Source organism: Pseudomonas sp. MIL9 (assembly GCF_016887925.1).
In the GTDB taxonomy this organism is placed as follows: Bacteria; Pseudomonadota; Gammaproteobacteria; order Pseudomonadales; family Pseudomonadaceae; genus Aquipseudomonas; species Aquipseudomonas mohnii.
Window position 1 is genome coordinate 1 of record NZ_JAFEHE010000009.1, and the last position, 14,771, is coordinate 14,771.

The 14,771-nt window shown below is 48.1% G+C and carries 8 protein-coding genes and 2 pseudogenes; 3 read left to right on the top strand and 7 right to left on the bottom strand.

Annotated elements, in window-relative coordinates; genetic code table 11:
• Positions 1 to 84 precede the first annotated feature (84 nt).
• Positions 85 to 1,482 (bottom strand): NorM family multidrug efflux MATE transporter, encoded by a 1,398-nt coding sequence (locus tag JQF37_RS11825; RefSeq protein WP_130205614.1) that lies wholly within the window; start codon positions 1,480 to 1,482, stop codon positions 85 to 87.
• A 158-nt stretch (positions 1,483 to 1,640) separates the two neighbouring features.
• Between JQF37_RS11825 and JQF37_RS11830 the strand changes: the two genes are divergently transcribed.
• Both JQF37_RS11830 and JQF37_RS11835 read left to right on the top strand, forming a co-directional pair.
• On the top strand, positions 1,641 to 2,561 hold the full coding sequence (locus JQF37_RS11830; protein ID WP_130205616.1) for a LysR substrate-binding domain-containing protein: 921 nt from the start codon (positions 1,641 to 1,643) through the stop codon (positions 2,559 to 2,561).
• Positions 2,562 to 2,747: 186 nt separating this feature from the next.
• The gene (locus JQF37_RS11835; protein WP_130205618.1) at positions 2,748 to 4,724 is read left to right on the top strand and encodes a methyl-accepting chemotaxis protein; all 1,977 of its coding nucleotides are present in this window, start codon (positions 2,748 to 2,750) and stop codon (positions 4,722 to 4,724) included.
• 130 nt (positions 4,725 to 4,854) lie between these two features.
• Here JQF37_RS11835 and JQF37_RS11840 read toward each other — a convergent pair.
• A pseudogene (locus JQF37_RS11840) lies at positions 4,855 to 5,406 on the bottom strand (ATP-binding protein); the annotation flags it as partial.
• 72 nt (positions 5,407 to 5,478) lie between these two features.
• Positions 5,479 to 5,892, bottom strand: coding sequence for a sel1 repeat family protein (locus tag JQF37_RS11845; protein ID WP_044269814.1), 414 nt, complete (start codon positions 5,890 to 5,892; stop codon positions 5,479 to 5,481).
• A 1,182-nt stretch (positions 5,893 to 7,074) separates the two neighbouring features.
• On the opposite strand from JQF37_RS11845, the gene JQF37_RS11850 reads away from it, so the two are divergent.
• Positions 7,075 to 8,655: a replication endonuclease gene (locus JQF37_RS11850; protein WP_044269811.1), complete on the top strand. Its 1,581-nt coding sequence runs from the start codon at positions 7,075 to 7,077 to the stop codon at positions 8,653 to 8,655.
• A 648-nt stretch (positions 8,656 to 9,303) separates the two neighbouring features.
• Here JQF37_RS11850 and JQF37_RS11855 read toward each other — a convergent pair.
• The 4 genes and pseudogenes from JQF37_RS11855 to JQF37_RS11870 all read right to left on the bottom strand — a co-directional run.
• The gene (locus JQF37_RS11855; protein WP_044269806.1) at positions 9,304 to 11,283 is read right to left on the bottom strand and encodes a relaxase/mobilization nuclease domain-containing protein; all 1,980 of its coding nucleotides are present in this window, start codon (positions 11,281 to 11,283) and stop codon (positions 9,304 to 9,306) included.
• On the bottom strand, positions 11,280 to 11,651 hold the full coding sequence (gene mobC, locus JQF37_RS11860; protein ID WP_044269803.1) for a plasmid mobilization relaxosome protein MobC: 372 nt from the start codon (positions 11,649 to 11,651) through the stop codon (positions 11,280 to 11,282). Before mobC ends, JQF37_RS11855 begins: the two co-directional genes overlap by 4 nt.
• Before the next feature lie 293 nt (positions 11,652 to 11,944).
• Complete coding sequence (locus tag JQF37_RS11865) at positions 11,945 to 13,699, bottom strand: recombinase family protein (protein ID WP_044269875.1); 1,755 nt, start codon at positions 13,697 to 13,699, stop codon at positions 11,945 to 11,947.
• Between the two features lie 44 nt (positions 13,700 to 13,743).
• Positions 13,744 to 14,706, bottom strand: a pseudogene (locus JQF37_RS11870) (YifB family Mg chelatase-like AAA ATPase); the annotation flags it as partial.
• Positions 14,707 to 14,771: the final 65 nt, after the last annotated feature.

Sequence of the window (14,771 nt, forward strand, 5' to 3'; positions counted from 1 at the left end):
CTCGCTGTCGTTGGCTTCTATAAGAATGCCACCGTGGCGCACAGACGCCTCGGCTTGGGCGAGTCCATTCAATTACAAGGGGGCTCAGTCGGTCTGAGCAACCCCGAAGCGCTGCTCTGACGCTGTGTCCCGCCGAATCATGCGCTTCATTTTCCACTCGAACGCCAGCGTCAGACTCACCGCCGAGCACGCCAGGCCCAGCGCCAGGCCCCACCAGACGCCCGTCGGCCCCCATTGCAGGTCGAACGCCATCCACCACGCCGCTGGCGCGCCGATCAGCCAATAGCAAGCCAGGCCGACCAGGAACGTGGTCTTGGCGTCCTTGAGGCCACGAATGCAGCCCATGGCGATGGTTTGCGTACCGTCGAACAGTTCGAACCACGCCGCCACCGCCAACAGGCTCACCGCCAGGTTGATGACGTCGCGAAACGCCGGATCGTTGTGGTCAAGAAACAACCCCACCAACTGGTTCGGCAACAGCCAGAACACCATCGCAAAACACAGCATCGCCGCGGCACCGAAAGCGAGGCCGACCCGGCCAGCCAGTCGTGCATCGGGCAGTTGCCCGGCGCCGTAGTGCTGGCCGATGCGCATGGTGATCGCGTAGGAAATCCCCGCCGGCACCATGAACGCCACCGAAACGATCTGCAGGGCGATCTGGTGCGCTCCCAATGGCGTGCTGCCCATGGTGCCCATGCACAGCGCCGCGAAGGCAAACAACCCGACCTCCACCGCGTAGGTGCCGCCAATCGGCAGGCCCAGGCGCCACAGCTCTTTCAGGTACGGCCGGTTGAGCCGCAGCAGGCCATGACGTAGCGGATAGGCGTCGTAAGCCGGATGCCGACGAATGTGCAGCGCCAATGCCAGGGCCATGAGGTTGGCGACAATCGCCGTGACCAGGCCAATCCCCATCAGCCCCAGTTTCGGCAGGCCGAACATGCCGGTAATCAGGGCGTAGTTGAGCAGGAAGTTCGCCACCGTACCGCCCAGGCTGATCACCATCACTGGCGTGGCCCGGCCGATGGCGCTGGTGAAGCCACGCAAGGCCATGAAGCTCAGGTAGCCGGGCAGGGCGAACGGCAGAAAGATCAGAAACTGACCCGCCGACTGGACGTTGATTTCCGTCTGGCCGAACAGCAGCAGCACTGGTTTCAGGTTCCACAACAGCAAACCGGCGACCAGCGCCATCAGCCACGCCAGCCACAACCCGGCCTGGGTCAACCGGGTCGCGCCGAGGATATCGCCGGCACCCTGACGGATCGCCACCAGGGTGCCGACCGCCGCAATGACGCCGATGCAGAAAATCGACACGAACGAATAGGTCGCCGCGCCGAGTCCGCCACCGGCCAGTGCCTCGGGACTCAGGCGCGCCATCATCAAGGTGTCGGTGAGGACCATCAACATGTGCGCCAACTGCGAGGCAATCAACGGCCCCGCCAGCCGCAGGATGGCCCAGAGTTCAATACGCGCTGGATGCTGCATGGTCATCACGCTCGTTAATCAAAGAGGACAGGAAAGCGTCGATTCTCGGCGCTCTGCGCGGAATGCACAAAGGGATAAAAAGGATGGGTGGCATGATTAAAACTCATGCTGGAGAGTTTCTGCTAGGGTGGCCTAATCCCGCTGTAGGAGCTTTCCCAATGTCACGTCGTCTTCCTCCCTTGTATGCCTTGCGCGCATTCGAAGCTGCGGCGCGTCACAGTTCGTTCACGCGAGCGGCTGAAGAACTGTCGATCACCCAGAGTGCGGTCAGCCGGCACATTCGTACGCTCGAAGAGCACTTTGCCTGCCGCTTGTTTCATCGCAGTGGCCGCCATCTGCAACTGACCGAATCGGCTCGCTTGCTGTTGCCGGGCATCCGCGAGGGCTTCACCGCACTGGAGCGCGCCTGTAACACCCTGCGCGCCGAAGACGACATCCTGCGCATGAAAGCCCCGTCGACCCTGACCATGCGCTGGTTGCTGGCGCGCCTGAGTCGCTTCCGCCATTTGCAACCGGGCAACGAGGTGCAATTGACCAGCGCCTGGATGGATGTCGATTCGGTGGATTTCAACGACGAGCCGTTCGACTGTGCCGTGTTGCTGAGCAACGGGCACTTCCCGCCGGATTGGGAGGCGAGTTATCTGTTTCTCGAGGAACTGATCCCGGTGGGCGCGCCCAACCTGCCGAGCGATCAGCCCTGGGACGCGGCACGCCTGGCGAACACCGAGTTGCTGCACCCGACACCGGACCGGCGCGACTGGCGTAACTGGCTGGAGCGCATGGGCCTGGCCGATCAAGTGTCACTCAAGGGGGGCCAGGTGTTCGATACGCTGGAACTGGGCATGATCGCGGCCGCCCGCGGCTACGGCGTGTCCATGGGGGATCTGCTGATGGTGGCGGAGGATGTGGCGCAGGGACGCTTGAGCCTGCCATGGCCGACGGCGGTCGCCAGCGGCGAGTGTTATTACCTGGTCTGGCCGAAAACCCGTCCCGGTGGCGAGCGTATGCGTCGGCTCAGCGATTTCCTGCAAAGTGAAGTCCGGGCGATGGAATTGCCGGATGTCGAGCACTTGAGCTGAAACGATAGAGCCGCCGCAATGGCGGCCTTAAGCAATATCCGGGTTTATTACTCAAGTATTCCCTCCCGCCGCCGAAAATCTGCAAGTGGGACCTTCGTGCAGGTTCGACGCTTTCCCCCATTATCAGAAATTTTGCTGAGTGTGCGTTGCGATCAGGATGATCCGGGCGCTCGGCCAGGAGCCGTCATGTCTCAACCTCGTGCCCGGATCGCCTCGCAGTTGGGCCTTGCGCTCGCTGTGATTCTGGTAACTGTCATCAGCGCAAGTACCTTGTTCGCCCTGCGTTCGCTGGACGCCGCCAACCTGGCCACCCGCGAAGAGCATCTGGCGAGCGAAGCCCGATTGCTGGCCGATCAGTTGAGCACCTTCCACGGTACGCTGCGCGAAAGTACCCAGCGCCTGGCGGGCCTGTTCGAGAAGCGTTTCAGCGCCGGCCTGAGCCTGCACCCGGATGAGCCGGTGACGGTGGCCGGCTCGCAGACTCCGGGCCTGCACCTGGGCGGCGATGTGCTGAACAACGACTTCAGGGAAGTGGACGAGTTCAAGCAGATGACTGCCGGTGTGGCCACGGTGTTCGTGCGCAGCGGCGAAGACTTTATCCGGGTCAGCACGTCCCTGAGCAAGCAGGACGGCAGCCGGGCCATCGGCACGATGCTTGATCATGCTCACCCGGCCTATGCACGCCTGATGGCGGGGCAGAGCTATGTCGGGCGTGCCTTGCTGTTCGATCGCTCCTACATGACGCAATACACCCCGGTACGGGACAGCAGCGGCAAGGTGATTGCCGTGCTGTTCGTGGGCTTCGATTACACCGACGCGCAGAACGCGCAGTTCGAAAACCTCAAGCGTTTCCGCATCGGCCAGACCGGTTCTCTGGCGCTGCTGGACGAGCAGAACAAATGGCTGGTGCCGATTGCCGGTGTGCAAGCGCTGGATCAGGCCGTCCCGGCGGTCGTGGCCCTGGCCAAGGTGCCAGGCAAAGGCCGGTTCTGGAGCGACAAGTCCGAAGACTTCTACAGCATTGCCGTGCCGTTTGAAGGCGGCCCGTGGTCGGTGGTGGCGAGCATGCCGAAAACCGAAATCAGCGCTGTGACCTGGAGTGTCGGTATCCAGTTGGCTATCGGCAGTCTGTTGGCGATGTTGCTGGCGGTCGGCGCGGCGGTCTGGCTGTTGCGCAGCAAACTGGCGCCGTTGGGTGATCTGGTGCGTCAGGCCGAGGCCTTGGGTGCCGGTGATTTGAGCGTGCGCCTAAGTGTGTCGAGTAACGACGAAATCGGCCAGTTGGCCCGCGCGTTCAACCAGATGAGCCAAGCGTTGTCGACCATGGTCGAGCACATCCGCAATGCTTCGAAGGAGGTCAACAGTCGCGCCCAGGCCTTGTCCGGTTTGTCCGGCGGTGCCTATGAAGGGATGGAGCAGCAATCGGGCGAGATCTCCAGCATGGCCGGTGCCGTGGAGGAGTTCAGCGCCACTTCCCTGAACATCGCCGACAACATGGGCAACACCCAGCGTCTGGCCCAGGAAAACGCCCAGCAAACGCAGATCGGTCGTACGTCGATGGATGAAGCGTCCTCGTCCCTGGAGCAAATCGCCGGTGCACTGAACAGCACCGCGACGGTGATCAACACCTTGGGCCAGCGCTCCCAGGAAATCGGCGGCATCGTTGGCGTCATCACCTCGATCGCCGAGCAAACCAACTTGTTGGCGCTTAACGCTGCGATCGAAGCGGCGCGTGCCGGTGAGCAGGGGCGTGGCTTTGCCGTGGTGGCCGATGAGGTGCGCAACCTGGCCTCGCGCACCCGTCAGGCCACGGACGAGATTTCCGTGATGATCCAGAGCATCCAGCAGGAAACCGGCAACGCCATCAGCACCATGGAGCAGGGCAATGTTCTGATGCAGGAAGGCTTGTCGCGCAACGCCAACGTCGCCTCCGCACTGGCGCGTATCGACGAGCAAAGTCGTTCGGCCGGCCAGCAATTCGCCGCGATCACCACGGCGACCCAGGAGCAGAGCAGCACCGCGACCCTGCTCAGCAGCAACTTGCAAAGCAGTGCCCTGGCGAATAGCGAGCAGCGGGAAGTGGTGTCGAACCTGGCGGTCACTGCCAAAGAGTTGGAGAAGCTGGCGGCGGATTTGCGATCAGAGGTTGACCGGTTTCGTTGATGTGCAGCTGAAATCGCCATCGCGGGCAAGCCACGCTCCCACAGGTTTTTGTTGGTCTGGAATGTTGTGAACGACACTGAGCCTGTGGGAGCGTGGCTTGCCCGCGATAGGGTCGACGCGATGCCCGCACTTACTGCGTCGCCGGCCGATACTGCAATGCCTCCGCCAGATGCTCGCGCCTGATCCCGTCGACCTGCTCCAGATCCGCCAAGGTTCGCGCCACCTTCAGCAGCCGATGCGCCGAGCGCAGCGACAGGGTCAGCCTTTCACAGGCCGTTTCCAGCCAGTTCTCATCGACTGTGGATAACTTGCAATGCCGGCGCAGCCCCGGTAGATCAAGAAAGGCGTTGGCGCACCCCTGACGCTTTTGCTGGCGTTCACGGGCTTCAGCGACCCGCTCCGCCGCGCTGGCGCTGTCCTCTCCGGGTTTCACCGTCGGATTCAGCGCCGTGGCCTCCCGCGCAACCGTCAGGTGCAAATCGATCCGATCCAGCAAGGGCCCGGACAGTTTGTTGCGATAGCGCTGAACCATGTCCGGCGTGCAGGAGCAGTGGCCGGTGGGTTCGCCAAGATATCCACAGGGGCACGGATTCATTGCCGCCACCAGCTGAAAACGTGCCGGGAATCGCACGCGATCCTTCGCCCGGGAAATCACGATATGGCCCGACTCGAATGGTAGGGGTGAATCTCACACATAGAAACCAGCAGCCCCAAAAGGCACCAAGCGAGCTTGGGCACCTTTTAAGGGCTACCCTTAAATCAGGTCAAAGATGGATTTAAGATTCTCAATCGACTTAATAGAGGGAGAGAAACCTTGGGAGGCAGCTTGATAATGCCACCGCTTTGCCTCTCTCAAATTTTGGACATCTTTATCAGAGAAGTATTCCTGTGTAAGGTTAACTCTCTTGATATAAAAAAGTGCCAAGTTGAATTGAGAGCCGACGTCTCCATTTTCCGCAGCCATTTTTGTGAAAACTTCAATATCATTTTTGATGCTGTCGCTTCGCATTTCCTCGGAGATTTGAAGGCCAGCTCCTGACAGGAAAACCTGACATAGTAAATTACCATCAAGAGCTTGCTTCCGTATAATTTCACCAGCCTTCTCTGGGCCGCATTCTTCAAATATTCTTTGAATATCATTTAACTCACGTATAACACCATAATTCATACTTCAAACCTCCATATTAAAGCTTAGGCGATGTTGTTACTCACGACTATTTTACTCGGTCAATGATGGCATAACAACATCCGGCACAACGCACCTCTATGCTGAGATGATGAAAAATGCTATCGTTTTGGCATCAAAACAAGGGACTTGCTATGATGAAAAAATGGATATATGAAAAATCGTTAGTAATATGCTTAGGGGCATTGGCACTTTATATTTTAATATGGTGCACCGTCTCTTATATTGGCGTCCAAGTAACTTATATATTGGGGCCAGTGATTTTAGTATCTGGGCTTCTCGCCTATTTTTGTTCGCCTTCCGAAAAATCGACTAGCAGAGAGTGAAAAATGAAGACATTAAAGTTTTTGACGTATGGGTCGTTTTTAGTCATTTTAATAAACTTGGCTCTTGCCGTTAACTCATCTATGAATGGGACCTATGACTCCAGTCAGGTGCAACGTATGGTGCCGTTCATATTCATATTCTTGATTTCTATATCTGCTTGGTTATTAATTTATATTTTCAAGAAGGTTTTTTCAAAAGCAAAGCCTAACGGTTAATGGGGGGCGTTTTGAACGGTTGAACTTGTTCAGGCGTTCAAAATGACCAGATGAATGCAGTGGATGGTCAATTCATATTCGTGAAATATTAAAGAATATGGTTGACCTCTATTCGATGTTTAAGGTCAGACCCTGAATTTATTTTTGGTTTTCTATTGACAAGGTTTTTCATTGATTTTAAGCCCAAATACGACTGTCCAAGAAAATGAAAACTCAAAAAAATGACATAAAAAACTATAAAAAACTCAATGCACTTTTTTCGTGCGTCAACAGAAATAGGTAAAAAGCGGCTTCTTTTTATTCTCTGTATTAGCATACGCATCAGATAGTAAATCAATTAAAAACGGCACTTTCATAAGTTTTGATTTTTGGGAATTTTATTGCCAAGAATGCTTTTGATTTTTATATGCGAACTTGGTTCGCAATTCTCAGATGCTTTTGATTTTGCTCTTCTTGGATAACTCTTAAATAAGTGTCGCAAGCTGATTTTATAGGTTTTCTTGGACGTTTTTAATTTTCAAAAAAATCAACTCTTTTCAATGTTGATGTTAGAAACTATGTATTTATTTGACAATCATGCTCGGCATGCTATTTATATTAGTAATGAACAATAAAAGCTTGCATGATATTTATTCCACAACGCATAACCCTTAAAAATCTCACCCCTGAATTCTTCTTTGCAGAATGTGAAAGGCAGTATTTTTTTGAGCGAGCCATCGAAAAAAAGATGACTTCAAAAGAGTATTTTGAAAATAAGCTAAATAACTCATCAAAAAGAAAATGTTCAAGATTAGCCAAGGAAATAAAAAGCATTAAGGATAAGTTCAACTGGGTTGCCAATTGCGGCGAATATAAATGCTGGAAAATACAAAATAAATACGTTCTTAATGGCGACTTGAACGAAATTGTAAAAAATATCGCGTTTGTTTTCGAGAGAATTCAAGAGCAACTGATAATAAAGCAGAGAAACCTTAAAAACGATGAATCCGGCGAGAGTATTTTTTCACGCATAAAAAATGATTGGGATATTGGTTATGGTATCAAAATAAAGGATATTAAAGGGTCAGCTATAAAAGACAAGCTCATCAATATTGCCGATGAAAGAAAACTCAAATCACAAATAAAAAGAATACAAAAACAAAGAAACGAACTTATGAAGCTGCACTCAGGGTTGATTGGTTCAGGTCGAACATTTGAGATTTGTAGTGATGAAGTTGTTCGAGATAGAGACGCCGCAGAACAAAAACAATATGAATATATATTGAGCAAATACGTTGTTTATGAAGGCCATAAGAAAATCCCACTATCAAAAGTAGTGAGCACTGAAAAACAAAGATTTGCTGAGATATATGTTCAAGTTTCATCGTTGGACACCTACGCCAAACGACTTGACTACAAGCCTCTATTTATCACTTTCACCGCTCCGGCAAGATTTCACCCAAAGCCGTCGAAAGGTGCCAGTTCTTGGGACGGTTCAACCCCAAAGGATAGCAATGATTACTTGAAAGGCTTATGGAATGCTTTTAGAAAAGACATTCATAGACATAAGATTGAGATGAATGGTTTCTGGGCTGTCGAGCCACACAAAGACCAGTGCTTTCACAAGCATGCTTTAATGTATGTTAATAAGAAACATTATGATGAACTAGTAATCTTGATTAACAAGCATTTTAGACACTCGGAAAACGCCGTAAGAATAGAAGAGATTGACACAAAGAAAAGCAAGGCAACATCATACGTGATGAAGTATCTAACTAAGTCATTTAGCATGGACTTTGAACTGAAAGACGGCGTGTTAAATATTGACAAGCTAGAAATCTCAAATCATAAAAAAGTGAGGGCTGTTCAAGCTTTATGGTCTGTTCGTCGATACGCAATGTTCGGAGTTAAAAATACGCTTTCATTATGGCGAGAACTTAAAAGAAAATCATTCTTGAAAGGAAAAAATGAAGCTCTTGATAAGGCGTTCATGTTTGTTGAAAGAAACGACTTTATAGGCTTCTCTATGTTTGTTAATGGAAAGCTTAAAATAAGGAGGGTTTTTAATGAAATTCAAATTATGAAAAATGATTTGCTGGGCGATGTATTTGGCAAAAGCCTAATAGGTAAATACATAATTGATTTGGAAACGAACGAAGTGATTGATATTAAATCCACTTGCAAGATTATCGATGCATCATCGCTTGATAGTGCGGTCATCTAATAAATACATACTTATCTATTGATTTGCTAGAATGCCATGTTATATTGAAGCTAGGACATGGGAGAATAATCAATATGAAATTAATAAGAGTGGCTAGCGGAAAAAAAGAAGTTTTAAAATTCATTAAAAAATTGGGCATCGATGGTATGTATGAAAACATTAGAAACATACACAACAATAGTGAATGCGATTTATTTTATGATACCGTGGATGGCGAGTTCAAAGCGTTAGTAGACCAAAGTAAGGTTCCGTATGAGTATTGGGATAACTGCTTGAAGATGTAATCGGTCGGATAGACTATCAGCCAGCTAATGCTGGTTTTTTCGTGCCCGAATTTTGTCATCAAAAATATGTATTTATTTGACTATACTTTAATTTGTGCTCTAATAAATATATATAAATAAAAAGGGGCACCATGAAAAAGACAAAATCAAGCTTAAAGCCTTGTACAGTTGTACTGAACGCTGAAATACTCAATCAATTCAAATTGGTCGCAAAAGAACACAAGTTTCCCTTGTCTCGTTTTTTAAATGACTGCATGAAAGAGTATTTGAATGTAAGCCGTGTTAACGGGTTCAATAAAGATGTAATGCTACAAGTGGGGATTAGGAACTTTCAAGCCCAAGACAAATAAAAGCCCTGATAGGGCTATTTTTTTAACTGTGGTTTTAAGTCAAACGCTACCGCTCTTTTGTTTGCCATATGTGCTTTAAAAGCTTGTTCAAGCTGTTTTGCTGCCGTTGGGTCTCTTTCACTAATTTCATCAAACATCTTATAAAAATCCTGTCTTAAATTATATTGGCGTTTAATTTCACCTTTTCTCTCATAGATAAGATTTTGTTTGTCCATGTATCTATGGCCCGCAATGTCGCTTTTACTGTTTCCAGTAAATAGTGTTTTATCAAGCTTTTTCTGTATACCTTCAAACGCTTCAACAAGTTCATCATTAGAGTATGTTGAATAGACACCTTCAATCTTGTGATTTTCAGGCTCTGGAAGCGGCTCTGGTGCCATCGATGTGTAAAGGTCATCTACGACAGGCTCGACTGATTTTGATGGTTCTATGGCTTCCCTAGGAGCTTGTGCGTCTGGTATATGGTTGGGTGTTTCAAACTCTCTCATCAACTCATCTATCAAGTCGTCATTGTTGGCTGCAACCTGTTCTTGTTCAACCTGCTTTGTAGGTTCTGCTGGCTTCTCTGGTGTGGTTTGAACAGGTGTAGGTATGACGGGTGGAGCAATGACAGGCTCAACTGGCTTAGGTGCTTCTACGGCCACCGTTGGGAATTTTGGTGCTGGTTGTGGTTTTGGTTCTGGCTTCTTATTCATCGAAGCATATTGCTCCTGAATTTTCTTCAATTCGTCTAAATCTGCTGGTGTAGGTTTGTAACCTTCAAGCTTGAACCCTTTGGCTTCCAATCCCATTAACTGAAATTCAAGCCATATATTTTTCTTAAAGAAATTAGGGCCATTCACTGTGAATGATTGTGGTGGTTTGGCGTCAGCAACAAGCCTTTGAATGCCAGCCTTTGCTGACTGTCTTGATAAATCATGGAATGAAACTTTTGACGGGTCTTTGTAATACTCGAATGATTTCTTGCTGCTGGCTGAATTATAGAAATATTCAACCTTGTCACTATGCTGAATAAACTTGAACTTGGTGGCAAGCACTGAGTTCGGCTTAATCTTTTTCATGTAGTCGGGTTCTGCTTCATCGGAAACAATAGAACAATCTTCGTATTTCTTAACGTTGTGCTTATTTTTCAAAGTCTGCTCAAAGCCAGTGTCATCACCTAGTTTTGCTTTAAGTGTTTTGTAAGATAGGCCAAGCTCGGATGCTTTGAATATCTGGTCTTCATGTTGAATGGCAAAGGAAGTTCTCCCATTATAGATAACGTTGTATCCGTTATCTGTGATTTTGTTTATGAAGTCACTCGGAGAGCTCGACTGTTGCAGGAAAACTTTTAAGTCAGTCTTCATTTCTTCTTTATTAGAAATAATCCCACGTATTTCAAGCATGCGTTCATTCGATGATGGTTTTTTGTCGGCGTATTTTTTATTTATTAAGTCTCTCTTTTGCTCCGCTGTTTTGTCTTTGTATTTTGAATTATTGTTCAAGGTATCAATGTCTCTTGATATTCTGTTTTTGGGAGCAATCAAGTTGTGTTTCTTTTCTAGATGTTCGCACTCTCTTTCTATCTTGCGATAGTCATTGCTGACGTTGTAGCATTTACCATCAAAGTCTTTTATTGCCCATACAATATGAACATGAACCTCATCTGTATCAATGTGAACGCCTAACGAATACTTTCTGTTTGAAAGTTTATGCGTGGCCTCATAAAGTTCTTTTGCAATATCTCGGGCTTGCTCTGGTGTAACATTGTCATTCGTATGAAAGCTAACAACATCGTGCTGGGTTCTAACTGATTGCTTTCTACCTTTCTTGCTGTCAGTAATATCGCTTTCAATTGATTGTGATATTGCTTTCGCAATATCTTTCTTTGAAGCATTCAAAGGCGTGTGCATGTTGGACTCGAATAATACGCACCCATCTTCTTTGTTGAAATACTTGGCCGTTTTGTAAATGGCTGATTTTGATTTTTGAGTGCTGAGTTTTTTGCGTATCATGACTTACCTACAATGGTTAACTTCTCCTTTTTCATTTTGTTCAATTTCGTGGTAAGTATATTTATGTTTTTGTCGAGAGCAGTTATTGCTTGCAGAATATCAAGAGGTGGTTCTTCTTTTGCGTTAAGGTATTTGGCTATTTGATTTAGGTTGTTGCCATATTGTCCTAGTAGCTTTTCAATTCTATCAATGTCTTGTCTAAGCTCAGGATTGGTGATTTCAATAATTTCATTGATGCCATTATTGACGACGTGAGAAATAAAGCCGGACTGGCTTTTATTTATCAGTTCTCTTTGGTGTTCAATTTTGATGTAATCACTTTCGGATATTCTTACATTCATTTGTCTTGGTTTTTTATTATCACTCATACATTCCTCATGGTTGTTGATTTGTTTTTGATTTTAATTTTTCAAACGTAGTGCGAAAAATCGAGCGTAAATGTAAGCAACGAACGAAGTGAGGTGCTATACATTTACATTGCTCGCATATAAAGAATTCAAACTACTAATATCAAGTTACCATATATTAAAATGTTTTCAAGTTTGTATAGTGTTCAAGAATGAGTAGGTGGCGTGCTAGTTGTGTGTAGCAGCGTATAGTAACGTATAGCAGACATAAAAAAGGCCACCTACTTAGGCAGCCTACTTTGATTATGATGGCGTCAATTAAAGTATTCGTTGAGATTATTGATGCCAAACTCTTTAAGTGGATTATGTAGGCTGAACTGTTTTGCTATGCGGTCAATTTCAAAGCCATTCTGGAAAATCTTAGCAAACAAAGTTCTTGTTGTTTTGTCGAAGTTGAATTTAAAAGTGATGTCATTAGCAACAAAGAATTGATTTATTTTTAAGCGGCCATCTTCTGTTTTATACAAATCAATTATGTCGTTTTCCGAGTAAATGTTTATAGTGGTTTTCTTGATGTTTATTTGTGTTTGTAGTTCTGCAAGGTTTTGTTCAATGTCGTTGATATTTGCTTCTGTTTTGCTAACTACCTCTAAGAATTCTTTTGGGATAACGCCGCTGGTGAAGCCAGCAAAAGATTTCATTAGGTTGTCTCTGTAACTTTTTTGTTCAAGCAAAAGGTTGTTCAGTTCAACAATTTTCTTGTTGTCTTTGGTTTGGGTTTCTCTGTTTGACAGGAGCTTGATTAGTAACTCTTTAAAGTTTTCTGTTCGTTCTTCCTCGTCAATATCTTCCTGTGTTGGAAGGCGATACTTCATACCGCTTTCGCGAGTTATCCATTCATATTGAATTCCAGTGTCTTCGATTTCGTTTTGCCACGGATGAACGTCGAAGTCTTCATGTGTCGTGGATTGATATATGAGTTCAAGAAATAACCCAAAAGCCAAGTCAAAACGGAAGCGTGGTTGGTCACATCCATTTTTTAACTCTTTGCGTGTGTAGCATTGAAAATATGGATAAACGACGCCCTTGGGGTTTGTTTGTTTTTCAAAAAGCATAGATGCATCACAGCAATCACATTTGATGCTGTGACGGAAAATGTTCAGACTTCCAACACTTTGGTTGCCATAGTTTTTTCTTTGTGCTCTGTTTTTCATTGCCGCTATTGCTTCATTAAACAGTTCATATGAAACGATTTGCGGATAATAATTTTCAATGTATCGTTCAAATACTTTCTTTTTGTTTTCGTCTCTTCGCTGAGCCATGTAAGCACCGAGAACGTATTTCGTATCTATTAGATGCTTTATATTTCTACTTGACCATTTTCGTTTTGAATAAGCATTGAGCTTTTTAATTGATAATGACACGCCAACATATTTCAAGCTCTCAAAGAAATCTCTTATTTCCTGAGCTTCTTCTTCCTCGATTTCAAAGCAGTTAAGCTCTGTATTATATCGAATTCCATATGGTGGATTATGGGCGTTAAAAATGACTTTTTCTTCTTCGGCTAACTTCTTGGCTCTATTCCATGCGGATTTTCTACGAACTGATTTCGTCTTACTTTCTTCGTATGCTCGCTTTGCGATAACACTTAAAAGAATATCTTGTTGTAGGTCATCAATACGGTTTGTTTCGTTTGGTTTTTCATATCGTTGACCATCAATAGTCGTTATTAAAATAACACCTTTTTCAAGGATGCCATTGACCAGTTCTTTTGCTTGTAGAAGTCTTTGGCGACTAAGGCGGTCGATACTTTCAACGAATATGTAGTCGCCTTCCTTGATATGCATATCACTAATCATATCAATGAGTTCTTTTAGTTTTCCTTTTCTCTTGTTGCTTCCGTCGTGTGCAGATATGCCCGTATCCGAGTAGATATTCTCGGGCGGCAACTTAATACCTTGTTGCTTTGTAATGGCTTGGATTGAGGCCATTTGACGGTCTACGGAGTCCCTACCGGCTTCACCTTGGGCCTTAGACGAGTAGCGGATATAAGCGTAGGCAGTAGGCATTCCGGGCTTCCTGTGACGTTTGGAAAAGTGTGAGAATACCACCTGCCAGTCTCCAGCGGCTCCCTTAACACCTCCAGTACTTTGCGGTCGAACTCTGGAAGCTCATCGAGAAACAAAACACCGTGGTGGGCGAGGGTAATTTCACCGGGTTGCGGTTTCGAGCCGCCACCGACCAGCGCCGGGCCTGAAGCCGAGTGGTGCGGTTGTCTGAAGGGGCGTTGCGGCCAATGACTCAACGGGACGCAACTGGTGACTGACTGAATCGCCGCCACTTCCAGTGCTTCGCACTCGGCCAGGGGCGGCAAAAGCCCTGGCAGGCGACTCGCCAGCAGCGTCTTGCCCGTTCCCGGAGGCCCGCTGAACAGCAGGTTATGCGCGCCCGCCGCTGCAATCAGCAACGCCCGTTTGGCGGCTTGCTGACCCTGCACTTCGTTCAGGTCGGGGTAGGGTTTGCTGGCGTGGATCAATCCATCGGAGACATAGGGTTCTACCGGCGTGTGTCCATTGAAATGCGCCACGGCCTGCAGCAGATGATCCACCGCAATCACCTTCAAACCCGACGCCAGGCACGCCTCCTCGGCATTCGCGCTCGGCACCATCAACGAACGCCCTGCCTTGCGCGCGGCCAGTGCCGCCGGCAACACGCCCCGCACGGCACGCACTGCGCCTGACAGGGCCAGCTCACCCAGACATTCCACGTCATCGAGCGTCAACGTCGGCACCTGCACGCTGGCCGAAAGAATCCCCAGGGCAATCGCCAGATCGAACCTTCCGCCATCCTTGGGCAAATCTGCTGGCGCCAGATTCAGCGTGATGCGTCGCGCGGGGAATTGCAGACCTGAATTGATGATCGCACTGCGCACCCGATCCTTGCTCTCCTTCACCGCCGCTTCGGGCAGGCCGACCATGGTCAGCGACGGCAAGCCATTGGCCAGATGAACTTCGACGGTGACGGCGGGGGCATCCACGCCAATCTGGGCGCGGCTGTGGACGATGGAGAGGGACATGGTCGTTCCTTGGGTTGTACGGGGGCCGCTTCCTGCGGGTTTTTGAAGGGTAGTTGTGGGAAGGC

What these genes read in the sequence shown, in the direction of transcription:
- JQF37_RS11825 (WP_130205614.1), bottom strand. Translation starts at nt 1,482, where the DNA reads ATGCAGCATCCAGCGCGTATTGAACTCTGGGCCATCCTGCGGCTGGCG.
- JQF37_RS11830 (WP_130205616.1), top strand. Translation starts at nt 1,641, where the DNA reads ATGTCACGTCGTCTTCCTCCCTTGTATGCCTTGCGCGCATTCGAAGCT.
- JQF37_RS11835 (WP_130205618.1), top strand. Translation starts at nt 2,748, where the DNA reads ATGTCTCAACCTCGTGCCCGGATCGCCTCGCAGTTGGGCCTTGCGCTC.
- JQF37_RS11845 (WP_044269814.1), bottom strand. Translation starts at nt 5,892, where the DNA reads ATGAATTATGGTGTTATACGTGAGTTAAATGATATTCAAAGAATATTT.
- JQF37_RS11850 (WP_044269811.1), top strand. Translation starts at nt 7,075, where the DNA reads ATGATATTTATTCCACAACGCATAACCCTTAAAAATCTCACCCCTGAA.
- JQF37_RS11855 (WP_044269806.1), bottom strand. Translation starts at nt 11,283, where the DNA reads ATGATACGCAAAAAACTCAGCACTCAAAAATCAAAATCAGCCATTTAC.
- mobC (WP_044269803.1), bottom strand. Translation starts at nt 11,651, where the DNA reads ATGAGTGATAATAAAAAACCAAGACAAATGAATGTAAGAATATCCGAA.
- JQF37_RS11865 (WP_044269875.1), bottom strand. Translation starts at nt 13,699, where the DNA reads ATGCCTACTGCCTACGCTTATATCCGCTACTCGTCTAAGGCCCAAGGT.